Genomic DNA, 20,229 nt, shown 5'->3' on the forward strand with positions numbered 1-20,229 from the left:
AACATGGACAGCCTTCCACCGGGCCTTAGAATGGGCGGGAACCCGAGGGAGATGACCATGTTCGCTGGCTGGCTGCTGATCGCCGTTTCACTGCTCTATATCGCCGTGCTGTTCGCCATCGCCTGGCGCGGCGACCGCATGGCCCGCCGCCACGGCGCCAGCCGCCGCCGGCCGGTGATCTACAGCCTGGCGCTGGCCATCTACTGCACCTCCTGGACCTTCCACGGCGCCGTCGGCCAGGCGGCCACCTCGGGCTGGTCGTTCGCCAGCATCTTCGTCGGGCCGATCCTCACGCTGCTGCTGTTCTGGCCGGTGCTGGCCAAGATGATCCGCGTCGCCAAGCACCAGAACGTCACCTCGATCGCCGACTTCATCGCCTCGCGCTACGGCAAGACCCAGTCGCTGGCGGCCTTCGCCAGCCTGGTGGCGCTGGTCGGCACCCTGCCCTACATCGTGCTGCAGCTGAAGGCGGTGTCGACCTCCTTCAGCATGATGACCGACGCCACGGACATCACCCGCGCGCCGCTGTTCGGCGACACGGCCTTCTACGTGGCGCTGGTGATGGCGGTGTTCGCGATCCTCTTCGGCACCCGCCACACCGACGCCACCGAGCACCACGAGGGGCTGATCCACGCCGTGGCCTTCGAGTCGCTGGTCAAGCTGGTGGCGTTCCTGGTGCTCGGTGCCTATGTCACCTGGGGCATGTTCGACGGCCTCGGCGATCTGCTGGCCTTCGCCGACATCCAGCTCGAGCTGCAGCAACAGCTGGCCCAGCAGGACTTCGGCCAGAGCTTCTGGGCCCAGACCCTGCTGGCGATGCTGGCGATCCTGTGCCTGCCGCGCCAGTTCCACGTCGCGGTGGTGGAGAACATCCACCGCGACGACGCCGCCAAGGCTCGCTGGCTGTTCCCGCTCTATCTGGCGGCCTTCGCCTTCTTCGTGCTGCCGCTGGCCGCCGCCGGCCTGACCCTGTTCGCCGACGGCAGCGTGGCCCCGGACAGCTACGTGCTGGCCCTGCCGATGGCCGCGGGCAGCGAATGGCTGGCGCTTTTGACCTTCATCGGCGGCTTCTCGGCCGCCACCGGCATGGTGATCGTGGCCGCGGTGGCGGTGTCGATCATGATCTCCAACGAGATCGTCATCCCGGCACTGTTCCGCCTGCGCTGGTTCGACACCAAGGCCCGCGACTACGGCCGGCTGGTGCTGCGCGCCCGGCGCATCACCATCGCCGCGATCCTGGCGCTGGCCTACGGCACCTATCACCTGATCGGCGACTTCAGCTCGCTGGCCTCCATCGGCATGCTGTCGTTCGCCGCCGCCGGCCAGTTCGCGCCGGCGCTGATCGGCGGGCTCTACTGGAAGCGCGGCAACCGCCTGGGCGTGATCGTCGGCATGAACGCCGGCTTCGCCATCTGGGCCTACAGCCTGCTGATGCCGGCGATGATCGGCGCCGGCGTGCTGCCCCAGGCCTGGCTCGACGGCGGCCCGCTGGGCATCGGCTGGCTGTCGCCCACCTCGCTGTTCGGCCTCAACGTCGGCGACGGCTTCACTCACGGCGTGATGCTGTCGCTGGGCGTCAATCTGGTCAGCTACATCTTCGTCTCCCAGATGACGCCGCAGCGGGTGGTGGAGCGCATCCAGGCCTCGCTGTTCGTCGACAGCGTCGAGACCCGCCAGACCTCGGTCAACCGCCCCTGGACCGGCGCCACCACGGTGGGCGACCTCAAGGTGCTGTGCCAGCGCTTCCTCGGCGCCGACCAGGTCGACCGGGCCTTCGACGACTATGCCCGGCGCACCGGCACGCCGCTGGACGACCACGCCCGGGCCTCGATCGACGTCATCCAGTTCACCGAGCGCTTCCTGGCCTCGGTGCTCGGCGCCTCCTCGGCGCGCATCGTGGTCAACTCGGCGCTGCAGGGCCGCGGCATCGGCATCTCCGACGTGATCTCGATCGTCGACGAGGCCTCCCAGGTGCTGGAGTTCAACCGCGCCCTGCTCCAGGCCACCATCGAGAACATCAACCAGGGCATCAGCGTGGTCGACCAGAACCTGCGGCTGGTGGTGTGGAACCAGCGCTATCTGGAGCTGTTCCGTTTCCCCGATCACCTGATCCGGGTCGGCGCGCCGATCGACCGCATCTTCCGCTACAACGCCCACAACGGCGAATACGGCCCCGGCGACCCCGAGGAGCACGTGCAGCTCTTGCTCGACAACATCCGCGAGGGCCAGCCGCACCGCTACGTGCGCTACCGCCAGGACGGCAGCGTGCTCGAGGTCCAGGGCAATCCCATGCCCGGCGGCGGCTTCGTCTACACCTACCAGGACATCACCCAGCAGAAGCGCACCGAGGAAGCGCTGATCCGCTCGGAGAACAACATCCGCATCTACACGGACAACGTGCCGGCGCTGATCGCCTACTTCGACAAGGACTGCCGCTACCTCTTCACCAACCGCGCCTACGAGCAGGCCTTCTCCATCGATCGCCACGCGGTGATCGGCCAGCCGCTCCACGAGGTGCTGCCGGCGGACATGCATCGCGAGCGCGCGCCCTGGATCGAGCGCGCCCTGGACGGCGAGCGGGTCAGCTTCGAGGTCTCGCTGACGCTGACCGAGGGCATCCGCTACATGCTGGTGACCTACACCCCGCACTTCGGCGACAGCGGCGCGATCCTGGGCTTCTTCGCCCTCTACCAGGACATCACCGAACGCCGCCGCGCCGAGATCGCCCTGCAGGAGACCAACGAGACCCTGGAGGAGCGCGTGCGCGAGCGCACCCAGGCGCTGTCCGAGGCCAACGCCGCCCTGCGCCAGGAGAACCGGGTGCGCGCCGAGGCCGAGCAGGCGCTGCGCCAGGCCAAGCAGGTCGCCGAGGACGCCAACGCCTCCAAGACCCGCTTCCTGGCCGCGGCCAGCCACGACCTGCTGCAGCCGCTCAACGCCGCGCGGCTGTTCACCTCGGCGCTGTCCCAGGAGATGCAGGCCGACGAGATGCGCCGCACCATCGGCCATATCGACAACTCGCTGCAGGCCGCCGAGGAGCTGCTCGGCACCCTGCTCGACATCTCCAAGCTCGATGCCGGGGCGCTGACCCCTCGGCGCAGCCACTTCGCCCTGGCCGACGTCTTCCGTCCGCTGCGCGCCGAGTTCGAGGTGATGGCCGAGGAGCGCGGCCTCGACCTGGTGGTGGTGCCCACCCACCAGTGGGTCGACAGCGACGCCCAGATGCTGCGACGCATCGTGCAGAACTTCCTCTCCAACGCCATCCGCTACACCCAGGAGGGCCGGGTGATGCTAGGCTGCCGGCGCCAGGGCGAGCGGCTGTCGATCGAGGTCTGGGACTCCGGTCCCGGCATCCCCGAGGCCAAGCAGGCCGAGATCTTCCAGGAGTTCCGCCGCCTCGATCAGACCTCGCGCCACAAGGAAAGCGAGAAGGGGCTGGGCCTGGGGCTCTCCATCGCCGATCGCATGGCCCGCGTGCTCGAGCACCCGATCCGGGTGCGCTCCTGGGAGGGCAGCGGCACCGTGTTCTCGGTCAGCGTGCCGACGGTGGCCGCCCGCGAGGAGGAGCAGCGCGAGGAGGCCAGGCCCAAGCGCGCCGGCAACAAGCTGGCCGGCAAGCGCATCCTGTGCATCGACAACGAGTCGCTGATCCTCGAGGGCATGAAGGCGATGCTGTCCGGCTGGGGCTGCGAGGTCTTCACCGCCACCTCGATCGGCGGCGCCAAGTCGGTGCTGCGCCACCTGGACGCCGACCCCGATGCGATCCTGGCCGACTACCACCTCGACAACGAGGTCACCGGCCTGATGGCCATGGAGGCGCTCGACGAGCGCCTCGAGGGCGCGGTGCCGGGCATCGTGATCACCGCCGACCGCACCGAGGAGGTCGCCGAGGAGATCAAGCGCGCCGGCTACCAGCTGCTGCTCAAGCCGGTGCGTCCCGCCGCCCTGCGCGCGCTGCTGACCCGCACCCTGCAGGCCAGCCGCGCCGCCTCTCATCAGGGCTGAGCCACACGCCAGTCGAGGGCACGAAACGACGCCGGCGGGCCCGAATCAACGGGCCCGCCGGCGTTTTTCATCGCCCCCTTCGTCGCTCGGGGAAGCGTTACTTCAGCGCGTCGCCGAAGAAGGTCTCGAGCTTGTCGAAGGGAATCACCTCGGTGCGATCGTAGAGATCGACGTGATTGGCGCCCGGCACCACGTAGCACTCCTTCGGCTCGGCCGCGGCTTCGTGGATGTCCTCGCTGAAGTAGCGCGAATGCGCCTGTTCGCCGATCACCAGCAGGATCGGACGCGGCGAGATCCACGTCAGCTTGTCCAGGATCGGGAAGTTCATGAAGGCCATCGACGAGCTCAGCGTGAACTGGGTCGTGGCGTTCGGGTGATAGCCCCGCGGGCGCGAGTAGAACTCGCCGAACTCGCAGCCGATCGCCGGGGTGTCCGCGTCGATCTGCAGGGGGGAGCCGCGCGGCGAGAGCTTGGGCCGCCCGCTGGCGAAGTCTTCCCAGCGCTGCTCGGCCATCATCGCCAGGTTGGCCTTGCGGGTCTTTTCGTCGAGGCTGCCGGCGAAGCCCTCGGCGTGCATGCGCGAGATGTCGTACAGGCTGACGGTGGCCACGGCCTTGATGCGCGGATCGACCTGGGCGGCGCCGAGGCCGAAGCCGCCGGAGCCGCAGATGCCGATGACGCCGATCCGGTCGCGGTCGACGAAGGCCCGGGTGCCGAGGTAATCGACGCCGGCGTGGAAGTCCTCGACGAACACCTCCGGCGAGGACACGCGGCGCGGGGTGCCGCTGGAGTCGCCGTTGTAGGCGGGGTCGAAGGCCAGCGCCACGAAGCCGCGCTGCGCCAGCTCGTTGGCGTAGATGCCCGGGCCCTGCTCCTTCACGCCGCCGTAGGGGGCGCCGATGATAAGGGCCGGATAGCGCCGGCTCTGGTCGAAGTCCGCCGGCAGATAGAGATCGCCGGCCAGCTCGACGCCGAAGCGGTTGCGGTAGCTGACCGCCTGGCGGGTCACGTTATCGCTCAGGGTGAAGATATGGTCGTCCATGCTCGGCCTCCGTGTCGTGAATCGTGTCGAAGCGCGGCCCGACGGGGACGCGGTGTGGCGGGACGGGGCGCCCTCGCCGGGAGGGCGCCCGCGGGCGGTGATCGGCGATCAGTCCTTCTTGACCGGGCCGGCCAGGTAGTCCTCGTCCGAGACCGCTTCCATCCAGGTCACCGGGCTGCCGTTCTCGGCTTCCTGGATGGCGACGTGCTGCAGGGCGGTGGTGTCGGTGGCGCCGTGCCAGTGGCGACGGCCGCAGTTGCACCAGATCAGGTCGCCGGGGCGGATCTCGGTCTTGGGGCCGCCCTCGCACTGGGTCCAGCCCACGCCGTCGGTGACCAGCAGGATCTGGCCGACCGGATGGGTGTGCCAGTTGGTGCGGGCGCCCGGCGCGAAGTTCACCACCGCGACGCCGATGCGGGAGGGGTCGGGCGCATTGAAGATCCTGTCGATGCGGACCTTCCCGGTGAAGTAGTCGCTCGGCCCCTCGATGGCCTCAACGGAACCGGCGCGCTGGATCAGCATGTCCTCGGATGATTCGCTCATGACGCTCTCCCTGGATTGATCGCGTTGACGCCTGCCAAGGTAGCAACCGGCCATTGGATATACTATGTGGCAAATACTGAATGCAGCATGAAGCGAGGCTTCACAATGGCAGGGCAGCGACTGGACGACCTGGCGGTCTTCGTGACCGTCGGACGCGAAGGCAACTTCACCCGCGCGGCGGCGCATCTCGGGGTCTCCCCATCGGCGGTCAGCCAGACCATACGCGGGCTGGAGGAGCGACTCGGCGTGCGCCTGCTGACGCGGACCACGCGCAGCGTCACCCGCACCGAGGCCGGAGAGAAACTGCTGCGCGAGGTGGCCCCGCTGCTGGAGCAGCTCGACGCCCACGTCACCGCCGTGACCGAACTGCGCGAACGCCCGTCGGGCACGGTGCGCATCACCGCCGACGAGTTCGCGGCTCGCCACCTCCTGTGGCCGCGGCTGCGGCCGCTGCTGGAGACCTACCCCGAGCTCACCGTCGAGCTGACCACCGACTACGGACTGACCGATATCGCCGCCGAGCGTTTCGACGCCGGCGTGCGGCTCGGCGGCATCATCGACGCCGACATGATCGGCGTGCCGATCGGGCCGCGGATGCGCATGGTCACCGTGGCCTCGCCCGGCCATCTGGCCCGCCACGGCATCCCGTCGACGCCCGAGGCCCTGACCGAACACCGCTGCATCAATCTGCGCCTGCCCACTCACGGCGGGCTCTTCGCCTGGGAGTTCGGCAGCGGCGAGCATGAATTCCGGGTGCGGGTGAGCGGCCCGCTGATCCTGAACAGCGTGTTCCAGATTCTCGATGCCAGCCTCGCCGGGGTCGGCCTGGCACAGCTGCCGGACGGCCTGGTAGCGCCGCACCTCGCGTGCGGCGAGCTCGAGGAGGTGCTGGGAGACTGGTCCGAGCCCTTCGAGGGCTATCATCTCTACTACCCCAGCCGGCGCCAGCAGACGGCGGCCTTCCGGGTGGTGATGGAGGCCCTGCGCCACGGCATCAAAGGCCCGGCCCCGCGGCGCGATAGTCCATGACGATCGCCCCAGAGCAGAGACGCTATTGGGCGGGCGACGGCGTCTGCCTTAACCTGAGGAACAGTTATTAACCTCGGTTAACAAGAGCCACGCCGATGCTTCCCGCCATTTCCAACGACACGGTTCGGGCCAAGGCGGCCCACGCCCTCAGCGGCCAGCGCCGCCGCTGGGGCTGGACGGCCTTCTTCGGGCCGGCGCTGATCGCCGCCGTGGCCTACGTCGACCCCGGCAACTTCGCCACCAACATCGAGGCCGGCTCGCGCTACGGCTATGCACTGCTGTGGGTGGTGCTGGGCGCCAACCTGATGGCGATGCTGATCCAGACCCTCTCGGCGCGACTGGGGCTGGCCACCGGCCAGAACCTGGCCGAGGTGATCCGCGAGCGCTATCCGCGCCCGGTGGTGTGGGTCTACTGGGTCCAGGCGGAGATCGTCGCCATCGCCACCGACCTCGCCGAGTTCCTCGGCGCCGCCCTGGCCTTCAACCTGCTGTTCGGCCTGTCGCTGGTGGAGGGCGCGCTGCTGACCGGGGCGATCACCTATGCGGCGCTGCTGATGCATCGGCACGGCTTCCGGCTGATGGAGATCGTCATCGGCGCCATGATCCTGGCCATCGCCAGCGGCTTCCTGCTGGAGATGATCCTCGCGCCGCCCGAGACCGCCCCGCTGCTCAAGGGCCTGCTGGTGCCCGGCTTCCCCGACGGCTATGCCCTCTATCTCGCCGCCGGCATCCTCGGCGCCACGGTGATGCCCCATGTCATCTATCTGCACTCGGCGCTGTCACAGAACCGCATCCAGGCACGCAACGACGGCGAACGCCGGCGGCTGATGCGCTACTACCGGCTCGACGTCATCGTCGGCATGGCCATCGCCGGGCTGGTCAACCTGAGCATGCTGGCGCTGGCCGCCTCGGTGTTCCACGCCCAGGGGCTGCTCGACGTCGCGACCATCAGCGACAGCTACCGGCTGCTCGCGCCGATGATGGGACAGGAGCTGGCCAGCCGCCTGTTCGGGCTTGCGCTGTTGCTCGCCGGGCTGTCCTCGTCGATCGTCGGCACCCTCTCGGGTCAGGTGATCATGCAGGGCTTCGTGCGCTTCACCATTCCGCTGTGGCTGCGCCGCCTGATCACCATGGGGCCGGCACTGGCGGTGATCCTGCTGGGCATCTCCGAGCAGAAGGCGCTGGTGGCCAGCCAGGTGATCCTGAGCTTCGGCATCCCCTTCGCGCTGATCCCGCTGCTGTGCTTCACCGCCAACCGCCGACTGATGGGCAACCTGGTCAACAGCCGCACGGTGACCGTCGTCGGCGGCGCGATCTGCGCACTGATCATCGGCCTCAACGGCTATGTGCTGTTCTTCACCCTGTTTGGCGAGGGATAAGCCACCATGCCCGCACTGCCCAAGCATGCCGCCTTCGAACGCGTGCGCCAGGACCACCAGCGCGAGCTGGTCGAGGACTACGTCGAGGAGATCGCCCACCTGCATGCGCGTCACGGCGAGGCCCGCGCCAGCGACCTGGCCGCCTGCTTCGGCGTCAGCGCCGCCGCCGTCTCCAAGGTGGTGGCCCGGCTACGCCGCGACGGCCTGGTGATCGCCCGGCCCTATCGCGGCATCTTCCTGACGCCGGACGGCGAGGCCATGGCCGAGCGGGTCGCCACCCGCCACCGGGTGGTGCTGGCGACCCTGCGACGGCTGGGGGTGCCGGAGGAGGTCGCCCGCGCCGACTCGGAGGGCATCGAGCATCACTGCAGCGACGAGACGGTCGCCGCCATGCGCCGCTTCCTCGGCCAGGCCGCCGACGACTGACGCCACGCCTGCGAGCCCCGAAACGACGCCGCCCCGCAATCAGCGGGGCGGCGTTTCGTCAGGACCGGGCCACGGAGGCGGCTCAGGACTGCTCGACCTTGGGCGGCTCGACCTCGAGCTTCTGGGCGGCGATCACCGCCTGGGTGCGGGAGTGAACGCCGAGCTTGCGCAGGATGGCGGTGACGTGGGCCTTGATGGTGGCCTCGGAGACGTTGAGCTCATAGGCGATCTGCTTGTTGAGCAGGCCCTCGGTGAGCATGTTGAGCACCCGGAACTGCTGGGGCGTCAGCGAGGCGATGGCCTCGGCGAAGCGCGCCTCTTCCTCGTCGGCCTCGCCCAGCGCCTCGGCCATCTCCTCGGGCAGCCATACCTCGCCGTCGAGGATCTCGCCCACCGCCTCGGCGATCAGCGCCAGCGACGACGACTTGGGAATGAAGCCGGAGGCGCCGTAGTCGATGGCACGGCGCACCACGTGCAGCTCGTCGCTGCCCGAGACCACCGCCACCGGGATATCCGGCGTCTGGCCGCGCAGCTGGATCAGCCCGGAAAAGCCGTGGGCACCGGGCATGTGCAGGTCGAGCAGGATCAGATCGGCGTCCGGATGCCGGGTGACGACCTCGGTGGTGGCCTCCATGGTATCGGACTCGACGATCTCGGCCTGGGGGGCGACCTGGCGCAGCGCCTGGGTCAGGGCCGCGCGAAACAGCGGATGATCGTCGGCGACGATGAACTTCTGGGCAAAGGCCATGGATTCTCCTCCGGATCCGAGAGCAGCGGGGGCCGACCGCCGCCTGCGGGACGCAGTATTTATTAACGGCATGTTACCCCACGGAACGCGCGTTTAACAAAGCAGCCCACCATCGGGAGACCTACTGATGTTTCGCTCGGGGAACACGAGTATCGCACGGATTGCCCACCAATGAGTGAGCAATGCACACGTGAATTCTGACATCCTCCTGCGGATGGATCAGGCCGCCCTTGGCGCAACGCGACTCGCCTGCCAGCCGGCCAGTGCCACTCCGGCAATCAGCAGGAAGCCGACGAGACTGGCGGCATCCGGCACTTCGCCCCAGATCGCCCAGCCGGCCAGAGCGGAAAACACGATGGTCAGATAGGAATAGATCGACACTTCCCCCGCGGGCGCCAGGCGATAGGCCTTGGTCATCAGTATCTGGCCGCCGGCCGCGAAGATCCCGATACCCAGCAAGGCCAATGCCTGAGGCCCACTGGGCATCACCGGATTCATCAGCATCGGCACCAGGGTGGCGATGCTGGAGACCAGCGAGAAATGTAGCACGATGGTCGCGGACGCCTCACGCCCTCTCAGCGCCCGTATCAGCGTGTAGGCTCCGCCTGCCAGCATGGCGGACCCCAGCCCGACCAGCGCCGGCAGGAGCGCCTCCATCCCCCCTTCCGCGAACGCCAGCTGTGGCTTGATGACCAGCGCCGCCCCGACGAAGGCGATCAACATGCCCACCAGCCGCCATCCCCCCAGACGCTCGGCCAGGAAGAGGCCGGCAAACAGCGTCACGAAGAACGGCGAAAGCTTGTTCAGGATGGTCGCATCTGCCAGCAACAGATGCTCGATGGCATAGAAGAAGCTCATCACGCCGCCGAGCCCGATCAGTGAACGGGCCAGCAGCAGCGGCTGATGATGCCAATGCCCCAACAGGCGCGCCCCGGCCAGGCGAACCATCACGATGGCGACGCCCAGGCTGACGAGGTTGCGCACGAAGACCTTCTCGAACAGCGGCAAGTCACCGCTCAGCTTGACCATCGCCCCCATCAGCGCGAAGGAGATCGCCGACAGGCACATCAGCACCACGGCGCGTGGACGATTCTCGCCCACGCCGGAGGCGGATGATGACACCGGTGAGGAAGTGGCTGGCTGAGACTCTGAGAATGCATCCGACTTGCCTGCTGACATGGAGAACGGCCTTGATCATGAAAGGAATGACGACGCGCTCGAGGGTGCCCCGCTGCCCCCTGTCGCCCTGCGTCATCGCACCATTATCAAGGCAGCGTCTCATGGATAGCCACTCTTTCGGCTGCCGGCTGGCGGAAGAGCGGCACACGAAAAAGCGCGGGGGCCGGGCCCCCGCGCTTCGCTGTCGCTGATGGTCTCATCCCACGAGTCCGGCGATCTGATCCGGGCTCAGCGGTTGGCGCGATGCTCGATCAGGTCGTCGACCACCGACGGATCGGCCAGGGTGCTGGTGTCGCCCAGGCCGTCGCACTCGTTGGCGGCGATCTTGCGCAGGATGCGGCGCATGATCTTGCCCGAGCGGGTCTTGGGCAGCCCCGGCGCCCACTGGATGACGTCCGGCGAGGCGATCGGCCCGATGTCCTTGCGCACCCACTGGGTGAGCGCCTTCTTGAGCTCGTCGCTGGGCTCCACGTCGTCGGCCAGGGTCACGTAGATGTAGATGCCCTGCCCCTTGATGTCATGGGGGAAGCCGACCACGGCGGCCTCGGCCACCGACTCGTGGGCCACCAGCGAGGACTCGATCTCGGCGGTGCCCATGCGGTGCCCGGAGACGTTGAGCACGTCGTCGACGCGGCCGGTGATCCAGTAGTAGCCGTCCTCGTCGCGGCGGCAGCCGTCGCCGGTGAAGTACATGCCCTTGTAGGTGCTGAAATAGGTCTGCAGGAAGCGCTCGTGGTTGTTCCAGATCGAGCGCGCCTGCCCCGGCCAGGCGTCGAGCATCACCAGGTTACCCTCGGTGGCGCCCTCGAGGATGTTGCCCTCGTTGTCGACCAGCGCCGGCTGCACGCCGAAGAACGGCAGGGTGGCGGAGCCGGGCTTGAGGTCGGTGGCGCCGGGCAGCGGCGCGATCATGATGCCGCCGGTCTCGGTCTGCCACCAGGTGTCGACGATAGGACAGCGCTCGTTGCCGATCACCCGATGGAACCACTCCCAGGCCTCGGGATTGATCGGCTCGCCCACCGAGCCCAGCAGGCGCAGGCTGTCGCGGGAGCTGGAATCCATGACGTCGTCGCCGTGGGCCATCAGCGCACGCACCGCGGTGGGCGCGGTGTAGAGGATGTTGACCCGGTGCTTGTCGACGATCTCGCCCATGCGGCCGTTGGTCGGATAGCTCGGCACGCCCTCGAACATCAGGGTGGTGGCGCCGTTGGCCAGCGGGCCGTAGACGATGTAGCTGTGGCCGGTCACCCAGCCCACGTCGGCGGTGCACCAGTAGATGTCGCCGTCGTGGTAGTCGAACACGTAGCGATGGGTCAGGGCCGCGTGCAGCAGGTAGCCACCGGTGGTGTGCTTGAGGCCCTTGGGCGCGCCGGTGGAGCCCGAGGTGTAGAGGATGAACAGCGGGTCCTCGGCGCCCATTTCCTCGGCCGGGCAGTCGGTGGACTGCGGATCGACCTGCTCGTGGAACCACAGGTCGCGGCCCTCGTGCCAGTCGATCTCGCCGCCGGTGCGCTGGACCACCAGCACCTTCTCGCAGACGTCGCTGCCCTCGCGGGTCAGGGCGGCGTCGACGTTGTCCTTGAGCGGCACCTGCTTGCCGCCGCGCACGGATTCGTCGGCGGTGATCACCACCCGGGAACCGGCGTCCTTGACCCGCTGGGCCAGGGCGTCCGGCGAGAAGCCGCCGAACACCACCGAGTGCACCGCGCCGATGCGGGCGCAGGCCAGCATCGCCATGGCGGCCTCGGGGATCATCGGCATGTAGAGGGTGACGGTATCGCCGCGCTTCACGCCCATGCCCTTGAGGGCATTGGCCAGCTGGCAGGTGCGCTCATGCAGCTGGCGATAGGTCAGGGTCTTGGAATCCTCGGGATCGTCGCCTTCCCAGATGATCGCCGTCTGGTCGCCGCGGGTTTCGAGGTGACGGTCCAGGCAGTTGCTGCTGACGTTGAGGCGGCCGTCCTCGAACCAGCGGATGTCGACGTCCTGGGGATCGAAGACGGTGTGCTTGATCTTGCTTGGCGCCTTGAACCAGTCGAGGCACTCGGCCTGTTCGGCCCAGAAGCCCTCCGGATCGTCCAGCGAACGCTGGTACATGGCCTGGTAGGTGGCCTTGTCGGCCCAGGCCTTGGCGGCGAAGTCATCGGGTACCGGATAGACGTGCGGTTGATCACTCATGGAGTTGCCTCTGTCCTCGGGGTGGTCCCTTCAGGTTGACGATGCCGATCGCGGCGACCGGCGCCATTAAGATGAATTCAGCATACTCTTCCGTCGAGGCGCCTTCCCCTTAGACATTGGTATGAACGTTTTTCTTTTTTATAACAGTACGTTAAGCCCGCTCATCCGGGTCAGCCCTGGCCCAGATAGACCAAGGGCTCGGCGCAGTGTCGACAGCGATAGGCGCGTCCGGCCCGCGCCAGCGCATGGCGCCGCGCGGTGAAGGCATGTTCTCGGCAGCCGCAGCGGTAGCGATGGGGCGCGGGGCTCGCGCGGCCGGTGTCGAAGCGATGGGTGGTGCGGGGCGCGAGCCCGAACAGCCGGCGCATCACGGTGCGCCACTCGTGGCCGTGGGGCTTGGCCCGATGGCCGTCCTCCAGGTGATGCACCAGCCAGTGGGCCATCTCGTGGGGCACCACCTCGACCAGGAAGGCATGGCGATTCTCGTCGAACAGCACCGGATTGAAGCGCAGCCCGCCGCGGCCGAAATGCGCCTGGCCGGCCGAGCGGCCGCGCAGGTCCAGCCACACGCCGGGCCGCGGCAGGCCCGGATGCACCTCGCAACACAGCGCGTAGGCGGCCTCGACCCGCTCGCGCAGCGCCGCCCGGCCGGCCTCGGCATCGAGGCCGGCCAGCCAGTGCGGGTCGGGGTCGGGCAGCGCGGGCGTCGTCATGGGATGCTAGAATGGCGCTCCGTTTAGATGGCGTAAAGCCCCGCCGACACCAGCGAGTGAGAGACATGTCAGACGACAAGCCCCAGCCCCTGCCGCTCCTCGACGACGAGGCCCTGGACCGCCTGGACGACTTTCTCGAGTCGGACGGCGTCGACGCCGACGCCCTGGATCTGATCGGCGCCCACGGCTTCCTGGTCGCCCTGGCCGTCTCGCCCAGCGACGTGCCCCCGGCCACCTGGGTGGCGGAGCTCTTTCACGGCGAGCCGACCTTCGCCGACGACGCCGAGCGCGAGGAAGTGCTGGGGCTGCTGGAGCGGCTGCGCGCCACCGCCATTTCGGTGCTGGAGGGCGGCGGCCTGCCCGAGCTGCCGTTCGATCTCGAGCTCGGCGGCGTGCCGCCCGAGGAGACGCCGATCGGCGACTGGTGTGCCGGCTTCATGGAAGGCGTGTTCCTCGACGAGCCGGCCTGGTTCGCCGAGGACGAGGAGGCCGCCGCCACCCTGCTGCTGCCCTTCATGCTGCTCTCCGGGCTGTTCGGCGACGAGCCGGACATGGCCGAGCTGGCCAAGGACGGCGACCGCCTCGAGAGCCTGACCGCCCAGCTGCCCGAGCTGGTGCTCGACCTCTACCTGCACTATCGCGTGCCGCCCGAGACGCCCAAGCCCAAGCCGCGCCGCAAGCAGCCCGCCGGCCAGAGCAAGGGGAAGGACAAGGGCAAGCCGAAGCGCAAGAAGTAAACGGCTCAGCGCAGCAAGGTAAGCCAGCCGTCGAGGGTCCCGTACAGCCATTCCCTGAGGCGCTGAAGCCGCGGCCGACGCGCCCAGGCCTCGGCGTCGATCTCGCGGCTGGCGGCGAAGTTGCGCCGAAACAGCTCGGCCACCTCGTCGGCCAGCCGTGGGTCCTCCACCTCCTGATTGGCCTCCAGGTTCCACTGCAGGCTCCAGTGATCGAAGTTGCACGAGCCCAGGCTGACCCAGTCGTCGGCCAGGGTGAACTTGGCGTGGATGAACGACGGCTGGAACTCGAAGATGCGCACCCCGGCGCGCAGCATGCGCCCGTAGAAGCGCTGGCCGGCGTAGCGCACGCCGGGATGATCATGGCTGGCGCCGGGCAGCAGCAGGCAGACCTCCACGCCGCGACGCGAGGCGCGCACCAGGCGTCGCCGCAGGCTCAGCGTCGGCACGAAATACGGCGTGCAGATCCAGATGCGCCGCTGCGCCCCGCTCACCCGCTGCTGAAGGGAATGGCGAATCGCCTGGTAGCGATAGCCCTGGCCCCAGACCACGCGTCCGCGCATGCCGCGATAGCCCTCGCTGGCGGAGCCGTCGTTGGCCAGACCGTGCACCAGCGCCGGCGCGCCCGCGCCGCGGCTCATCGGCGAGTCCCACAGGCTCGAGAACAGCCGCACCCAGTCGGCCACCACCGGGCCGCGGATGCGCAGGGCCACCTCGTACCAGGCCTCGAGGAACTCGTCGACGACGCCGAAGCCCCCGGTGAAGGCGATCTCGCCGTCCACCACCACCAGCTTGCGATGGTCGCGGGTCAGGTTGCGGGCCAGCGAATGCCAGCCCAGCGGATTGAACCAGCGCAGCGCCACCCCGGCCGACTCGAGACGCCGGCGGTCCTCGTCTCCGAGGCCCATGGCGCCATAGCCGTCGAGCAGCAGCAGCACCGTCACGCCGCGCGCCGCGGCGCGGCTCAGTGCCTCGATCACCGCACTGGCCAGGCGCCCGGACTCCATCAGGTAGAGCTCGACCAGCACCGAGTGGCGGGCGCCGTCCACTGCCTCGAACATGGCCGGCAGGAAGCGCGACGCCTCGGGCAGCAACTCGAACCGGTTTCCCTCTCGCCACATGCCGTGCATGACGCCTCCCTGGCCATGATGACAGGCGGCCATTGACGCACGTTTGCCGGGGCGGGAAAAGCCGGCGCCGCCAACGCCTGACCCGGCGCCGCCGGCATGCGTATACTGGCCGCACATGCGACCACACAGGCAACCGGATGGCCGACTCCCGCTGGCGCCCGCTGCGCCGACTGCTTAGCGCCTGGGTGCGGGTGCGCCGGCGCGAACCCGCTCCCGAGGCGCTGGGCCTCGATCCCGAGCTGCCGACCGTCTACGTGCTGCCCCGCCCGTCGCTCTCCGACCGCCTGCTGCTCGAGTGCCTGACCGAGCGCGACGGCCTGCCGCCCGCGGCGGTGCGTCGGGCCCGGGGCGATGAGGCACCGCCTCCCCTGCTGGCCCTGCCCGATCCGCGACGGCGCCGCCGCCGTCCGACCCCGCTGCGGCGACTGATCGAGCGCGGCGAGGACGTGCAGCTGGTGCCGGTGAGCGTGTTCTGGGGCCGCGCCCCGGGCAAGCGCTTCGGCCTCTGGCAGCTGCTGGCCGCCGACGACTGGCGGCTCACCGGCCGGCTGCGCCGCCTGCTGGCGGTGCTGGTCAACGGCCGCGACCTGGAGGTGCACCTGGGCGCCCCGCTGCGCCTCTCCGAGCTGGCCGACGGCCGCGATCCCGCCCTCATCGAGCGCAAGACCGCCCGCCTGCTGCGCGTCCACTTCCGGCGCGTGCGCGAGCGGGTGCTGGGACCGGACCTGTCCCATCGCCGCACCCTGATCGCCGGCGTGGCGGCGAGCCCCGCGGTCGTGGCCGAGATCGACCATCAGGCCGGCGACGACGAGGCCAGCCGCGAGCGGCTGCGTCGGCGCGCACATCGCTACGGCCGCGAGATCGCCGCCAGCATGAGCTATCCGGTACTGCGCTTCCTCGACGGCCTGCTCGGCCGGCTGTGGCACCGGATCTATGATGGCATCGACCTGCGCGGCATCGAGCGCGTCAAGGCGCTGGCCGGGCATCACACCCTGGTCTACGTGCCCTGCCACCGCAGCCACATCGACTACCTGCTGCTGTCCTACGTGCTCTACGAACAGGGGCTGATGCCGCCGCACATCGCCGCCGGCCGCAACCTGAACATGCCGGTGATCGGCCCGCTGCTGCGCCGCGGCGGCGCCTTCTTCCTGCGTCGCAGCTTTCGCGGCCAGCCGCTCTACGCGCGGGTCTTCGACGAGTATCTGCATCGCCTGCTGTCACGCGGCCACAGCCTCGAGTACTTCATCGAGGGCGGGCGCTCGCGCAGCGGCCGGCTGCTGGCGCCGCGCCCCGGCATGCTGGCCATGACGCTGGGCTCCTTCCTGCGTCGGCCCGCCAATGGTCGCCCGCTGTCGTTCGTGCCGGTCTACATCGGCTACGAACGCATCCTCGAGGAGGCCAGCTACCAGCGCGAGCTGGCCGGCGGCGCCAAGCGCAAGGAGACACCGCTGGCACTGCTCGGCGTGCTCGGCAAGCTGCGCGAGCCCTACGGGCGGGTCACGGTGAACGTCGGCGAGCCGCTGGACCTCGACGCCTTCCTCGATGCCCACCAGCCCGGCTGGCGAGCGGACCTCGGCGAGCCGCGTCCGGCCTGGCGCGCCGGCGCGGTCTCCCGCCTGGGCGAGACCCTGGCGCGGCGCATCAACGCCGCCGCCACGCTCAACCCGGTAAATCTGGTCGCCCTCGGGCTGCTGGCCACGCCCCACCGGGCCATCGAGGCCGAGCTGCTCGAACGCCAGCTGGCGCTGCTGGCCGAGCTCCGGCGCCCCCGCCCCGGCGACGAGAGCCATCCCCTGCCCGCCGGCGCGCCCCGCGACTGGATCGACCACGCCCGCGCCCTGGGCCTGCTCGACTACCGCCCTCACCCGCTGGGCGATCTGGTCACCGCCGACGAGCGCCAGGCCGGCCGCCTCGCCTGGTATCGCAACAACGTGCTGCACCTCTACGCGCTGGCCGGGCTCGTCGCCTTCGCCTTCCGCCATCAGGGCCGCCATCGCCGCGACGCCCTGGCGGCGCTGCTGGCGCCGGGCTGGCCGGCGCTGGCGCACGAGCTGTCGATCGAGGCGCCGGCCGACTTCGAGGCGGCGCTGGACGCCACCCTCGCCCAGCTCGCCGAGGCCGGGCTGCTGATCGAGGAGGCACAGGGATGGCGACGCGCCGAGGGGCTGGCCGAGGCCGAACAGCTGCGCATGCTGGGACGGCTGATCCGCCCGACGCTGGAACGCGGCTACCTGCTGGTCGCCGCCCTGCTCGGCGAGGCGCCGGGGCACTTCGACCACGCCGGCCTGGCGAATCACGCCCGCCAGCTCGCCGAGCGCCTGGCACGGCTCACCGGCCGCGACGCGCCGGAGTTCTTCGACGCGCGGCTGTTCGACGGCCTGGTGGAGAGCCTGGCACGCGAGGGCTGGCTGACGATCCGCGACGAACGCCTGTACTACGACGAGTCGCTGCGCGAGGCGGCCCGGCGCGGCCGGACGCTGTTCGATCCGGCGCTGCGCCATCGGCTGGAAAGAGTCGCCGTCCGATGTAGCGACGCCCGGAACGGCGCCCCGGAAGAGCGCACGGGCGACTAGCGGGCGCTAGTCGCCGAGGGAACGGTGGACGTAGAGGTCGTAACGGCTGGTCTTGCCCTCCAGCACGTGGCGCGGCGGGGGACCCTCGATGGGCGGCGCCTTGCGCGGCCGCTTGACCACCACCCGGTGGGTGGCCACGTCCAGCGCCGCCTCCAGCAGCCGCGGGGCATCGGCGTCGTCGCCGGCCAGCTCGCGGAACAGCCGCATCTCCTTCTTCACCAGCGCCGACTTCTCGCGATGGGGAAACATCGGGTCCAGATGGACCACCTGGGGCGCGACGCCGGACGCCGCCACCAGGTCGGCGAGCTCGCCACTCGCATCGCCGTGGGCCAGCCGCAGCCGGGCGGCGATCTCGGCGGTGTCGGGGTCCGCCATGGCACGCGCCAGGCCGTCCTCGAGCAGGGCGGCGATGGCCGCCACGCGCTCGACCATCAGCACCTCGGCGCCGAGGGTCGCCAGCACGAAGGCATCGCGGCCGAGCCCCGCGGTGGCGTCCACCACCGAGGGCGTCACCCCCTTGCCGAGTCCGCAGGCCTTGGCGATCAGCTGGCCGCGGCCGCCGCCGAAGCGGCGCCGGTGGGCCGCCTTGCCCTCGACGAAGTCCACCGACAGCGGCTTGCCGTAGACCTTCGCGTCGCCGGCCAGCACCAGCCGGCCGCCCTCGCGGCCGAGCGTGAGCGGCGGCGCTTCGCCCGACGCCAGTGCATCGGCCTCGGGCAGCCCCCAGCGCGCGGCCAGGGCCGCGTCGTCCGCCGCCACCGCGCTCATCGGCTCTTCTGCCAGGCGACCCGGTCGCGCAGGTAGACCGGCTGGACCTCGGCCGCCGGGCGCCCCTCGCCGGCCTCGAAGGCGTCGGCGGCCAGGCGCACCATGTCCTCGGCGGCGGCCTCCTGGTCGGGCAGGCACAGGCTCATCCCGGCCTGCACGTCGGCCGGCATGGCGTCCCACAGCGACCAGCCGGAGCCAACGCCGACCCAGTCATGATCGGCCTGGGCCTCGGGCAGACGCAGCCGTTCGGGCGGCAGCACCGCCTCTTCGGCCAGGCACTCGACGCGGCCGTCGAAGCACTGCCAGGCGGCGGCGTAGATCTCGCCCATGCGCGCATCCAGCGCGGTGATCAGGTAGCGATAGCGATGGCGGAGATGGGCGCCCAGGGCCAGCGCCTGCAGGGTCGAGACCCCGAGCAGCGGGCGGTCGAGGCCGAAGGCCAGCCCCTGGGCGGCGCCGGCGGCGATGCGCAGGCCGGTGAAGGAGCCCGGGCCGCGGCCATAGGCCACCGCGTCCAGCTCGGCCGGGGCGACGCCGGCCTCGGCCAGCACCTCGTCGACCATCGGCATCAGACGGCGGGTATGGGCTCGGGGAGTGAGTTCGAAGCGGGAGATCACCTCGTCGTCGGCGCCCTCGCGACGCCGCAGCAGGGCGGCGGAGCAGGCGCTCGAGGAGGCATCCAGGGCCAGCAGGATCGGCATGGGTCTCTAACGATGCGGGAAGTGTCGGGGCATTATACGACAACGGCCCGCGCAATGCGGGCCGTGGTCATTCGATCGGCAACTCGTCTTGAGTGCAGGGAGCGGGGCGCCGGTGACAGGTCGCAGAGGGGGTTTTTGGCCATGGGTGAGGCGATTCTCGCCGAACGGGCTGGCCAAGGATGGCCAGCACCGGTCCTGCAAGCGAAGCAGGATGCGAGAGCGCCGCAGGGCCAAAGTAGCGCCCAGGGAAGGGTTCACAGCGCCCCTCGAAGACCTGTCACCGGATCAGCCCCGCGTCCGCGATCACCAGGCGCGAGTGCCCCCTCGGCCCAAGACTCAGCTCTCGAGGGCGGCGATCACCTGCCCGGTGATGTCGTCGACGCTGCCCACGCCTTCCACCCTGTGGTAGGCCGGCGCGGCGTCGGGCTCCTGCTGGGCCCACTGCTGGTAGTAGTCGACCAGCGGCGCGGTCTGCTCGTGATAGACGGACAGGCGGTTGCGCACGGTGGCTTCGCTGTCGTCGTCGCGCTGGATCAGCGCCTCGCCGGTGACGTCGTCCTTGCCCTCTTCCTTCGGCGGGTTGTAGTCGACGTGGTAGACACGGCCGGAGGCCGGGTGCACGCGGCGGCCGGCCAGGCGGTTGACGATTTCCTCGTCGGGCACGGCGATCTCGAGCACGTGATCGAGCTTCACGCCCGCTTCCTTCATGGCGTCGGCCTGGGGAATGGTGCGCGGGAAGCCGTCGAACAGGAAGCCGTTGACGCAGTCCGGCTGGGCGATGCGCTCCTTGACCAGGGCGATGATGATGTCGTCGGACACCAGGCCGCCGGTGGTCATGATCTCCTGGACCTTGAGGCCCAGCTCGCTGCCTTCCTTGACCGCGGCACGCAGCATGTCGCCGGTGGAGATCTGCGGAATGCCGTAGCGCTCGCAGATGAACTGGGCCTGGGTTCCCTTGCCGGCGCCCGGCGCGCCCAACAGGATCACTCGCATCGAACTGCTCCTTGGAAGTGTGATGGATTCAGAAAGGGGAGAAAATGAAGAATAGCGAACCATACCGGGGCGACCGACGTCACACAAG

The 20,229-nt window shown here is 69.6% G+C and carries 16 protein-coding genes; 6 read left to right on the forward strand and 10 right to left on the reverse strand.

What is annotated here, in order from left to right; all coding sequences use genetic code 11:
- The first annotated feature begins 57 nt into the window (after positions 1-57).
- The gene (locus FIU88_RS14035) at positions 58-4,005 is read left to right on the forward strand and encodes a NahK/ErcS family hybrid sensor histidine kinase/response regulator (RefSeq protein ID WP_152480246.1); all 3,948 of its coding nucleotides are present in this window, start codon (positions 58-60) and stop codon (positions 4,003-4,005) included.
- 97 nt (positions 4,006-4,102) lie between these two features.
- Here FIU88_RS14035 and FIU88_RS14040 read toward each other — a convergent pair whose 3' ends face one another.
- Both FIU88_RS14040 and FIU88_RS14045 read right to left on the reverse strand, forming a co-directional pair.
- Positions 4,103-5,047, reverse strand: coding sequence for an alpha/beta hydrolase (locus FIU88_RS14040; RefSeq protein ID WP_152479633.1), 945 nt, complete (start codon positions 5,045-5,047; stop codon positions 4,103-4,105).
- A 108-nt stretch (positions 5,048-5,155) separates the two neighbouring features.
- Positions 5,156-5,590, reverse strand: a complete 435-nt coding sequence (locus tag FIU88_RS14045; protein ID WP_152479634.1) for a cupin domain-containing protein — start codon at positions 5,588-5,590, stop codon at positions 5,156-5,158.
- Positions 5,591-5,695: 105 nt separating this feature from the next.
- Between FIU88_RS14045 and FIU88_RS14050 the strand changes: the two genes are divergently transcribed.
- The 3 genes from FIU88_RS14050 to mntR all read left to right on the forward strand — a co-directional run bounded on the left by FIU88_RS14050 (position 5,696) and on the right by mntR (position 8,424).
- Positions 5,696-6,619 carry a LysR family transcriptional regulator gene (locus tag FIU88_RS14050; protein ID WP_152479635.1) on the forward strand — a complete coding sequence of 308 codons (924 nt, stop codon included), beginning with the start codon at positions 5,696-5,698 and terminating at the stop codon, positions 6,617-6,619.
- 95 nt (positions 6,620-6,714) lie between these two features.
- Positions 6,715-7,998 (forward strand): Nramp family divalent metal transporter, encoded by a 1,284-nt coding sequence (locus tag FIU88_RS14055; protein ID WP_152479636.1) that lies wholly within the window; start codon positions 6,715-6,717, stop codon positions 7,996-7,998.
- A gap of 6 nt (positions 7,999-8,004) precedes the next feature.
- The gene (gene mntR / locus FIU88_RS14060) at positions 8,005-8,424 is read left to right on the forward strand and encodes a manganese-binding transcriptional regulator MntR (protein ID WP_152479637.1); all 420 of its coding nucleotides are present in this window, start codon (positions 8,005-8,007) and stop codon (positions 8,422-8,424) included.
- Positions 8,425-8,506: 82 nt separating this feature from the next.
- Here the strand turns inward: mntR and FIU88_RS14065 are convergent, their stop codons facing one another.
- From FIU88_RS14065 to FIU88_RS14080, 4 genes are all read right to left on the reverse strand, one after another.
- A complete protein-coding gene (locus FIU88_RS14065; RefSeq protein ID WP_016853635.1) occupies positions 8,507-9,172 on the reverse strand; it encodes a response regulator transcription factor in 666 nt (221 codons plus the stop codon).
- A 219-nt stretch (positions 9,173-9,391) separates the two neighbouring features.
- Complete coding sequence (locus FIU88_RS14070; RefSeq protein WP_253742567.1) at positions 9,392-10,351, reverse strand: DMT family transporter; 960 nt, start codon at positions 10,349-10,351, stop codon at positions 9,392-9,394.
- A 228-nt stretch (positions 10,352-10,579) separates the two neighbouring features.
- Complete coding sequence (acs, locus tag FIU88_RS14075) at positions 10,580-12,529, reverse strand: acetate--CoA ligase (protein WP_016853633.1); 1,950 nt, start codon at positions 12,527-12,529, stop codon at positions 10,580-10,582.
- A gap of 170 nt (positions 12,530-12,699) precedes the next feature.
- Entirely contained in the window at positions 12,700-13,242 is a 543-nt protein-coding gene (locus FIU88_RS14080) for a SprT-like domain-containing protein (protein ID WP_152479638.1), read from the reverse strand.
- A 65-nt stretch (positions 13,243-13,307) separates the two neighbouring features.
- On the opposite strand from FIU88_RS14080, the gene FIU88_RS14085 reads away from it, so the two are divergent.
- Entirely contained in the window at positions 13,308-13,979 is a 672-nt protein-coding gene (locus tag FIU88_RS14085; RefSeq protein ID WP_016853631.1) for a YecA family protein, read from the forward strand.
- A gap of 5 nt (positions 13,980-13,984) precedes the next feature.
- Here the strand turns inward: FIU88_RS14085 and FIU88_RS14090 are convergent, their stop codons facing one another.
- Positions 13,985-15,106, reverse strand: a complete 1,122-nt coding sequence (locus tag FIU88_RS14090) for a phosphatidylserine/phosphatidylglycerophosphate/cardiolipin synthase family protein (protein WP_152479639.1) — start codon at positions 15,104-15,106, stop codon at positions 13,985-13,987.
- A gap of 137 nt (positions 15,107-15,243) precedes the next feature.
- Between FIU88_RS14090 and plsB the strand changes: the two genes are divergently transcribed.
- Positions 15,244-17,679 carry a glycerol-3-phosphate 1-O-acyltransferase PlsB gene (gene plsB, locus FIU88_RS14095; RefSeq protein WP_152479640.1) on the forward strand — a complete coding sequence of 812 codons (2,436 nt, stop codon included), beginning with the start codon at positions 15,244-15,246 and terminating at the stop codon, positions 17,677-17,679.
- A 6-nt stretch (positions 17,680-17,685) separates the two neighbouring features.
- On the opposite strand, the gene FIU88_RS14100 is transcribed toward plsB, so the two are convergent.
- The 3 genes from FIU88_RS14100 to adk form a co-directional block, all read right to left on the reverse strand.
- The gene (locus tag FIU88_RS14100; protein ID WP_152479641.1) at positions 17,686-18,447 is read right to left on the reverse strand and encodes a class I SAM-dependent methyltransferase; all 762 of its coding nucleotides are present in this window, start codon (positions 18,445-18,447) and stop codon (positions 17,686-17,688) included.
- Positions 18,444-19,148: a tRNA (adenosine(37)-N6)-threonylcarbamoyltransferase complex dimerization subunit type 1 TsaB gene (tsaB, locus tag FIU88_RS14105; RefSeq protein ID WP_016853627.1), complete on the reverse strand. Its 705-nt coding sequence runs from the start codon at positions 19,146-19,148 to the stop codon at positions 18,444-18,446. Before tsaB ends, FIU88_RS14100 begins: the two co-directional genes overlap by 4 nt.
- 336 nt (positions 19,149-19,484) lie before the next feature.
- Positions 19,485-20,141, reverse strand: a complete 657-nt coding sequence (adk, locus tag FIU88_RS14110; RefSeq protein ID WP_152479642.1) for an adenylate kinase — start codon at positions 20,139-20,141, stop codon at positions 19,485-19,487.
- Positions 20,142-20,229 lie beyond the last annotated feature (88 nt).

This window comes from Halomonas sp. THAF12 (assembly GCF_009363675.1).
GTDB classification, from domain to species: domain Bacteria; phylum Pseudomonadota; class Gammaproteobacteria; order Pseudomonadales; family Halomonadaceae; genus Halomonas; species Halomonas smyrnensis.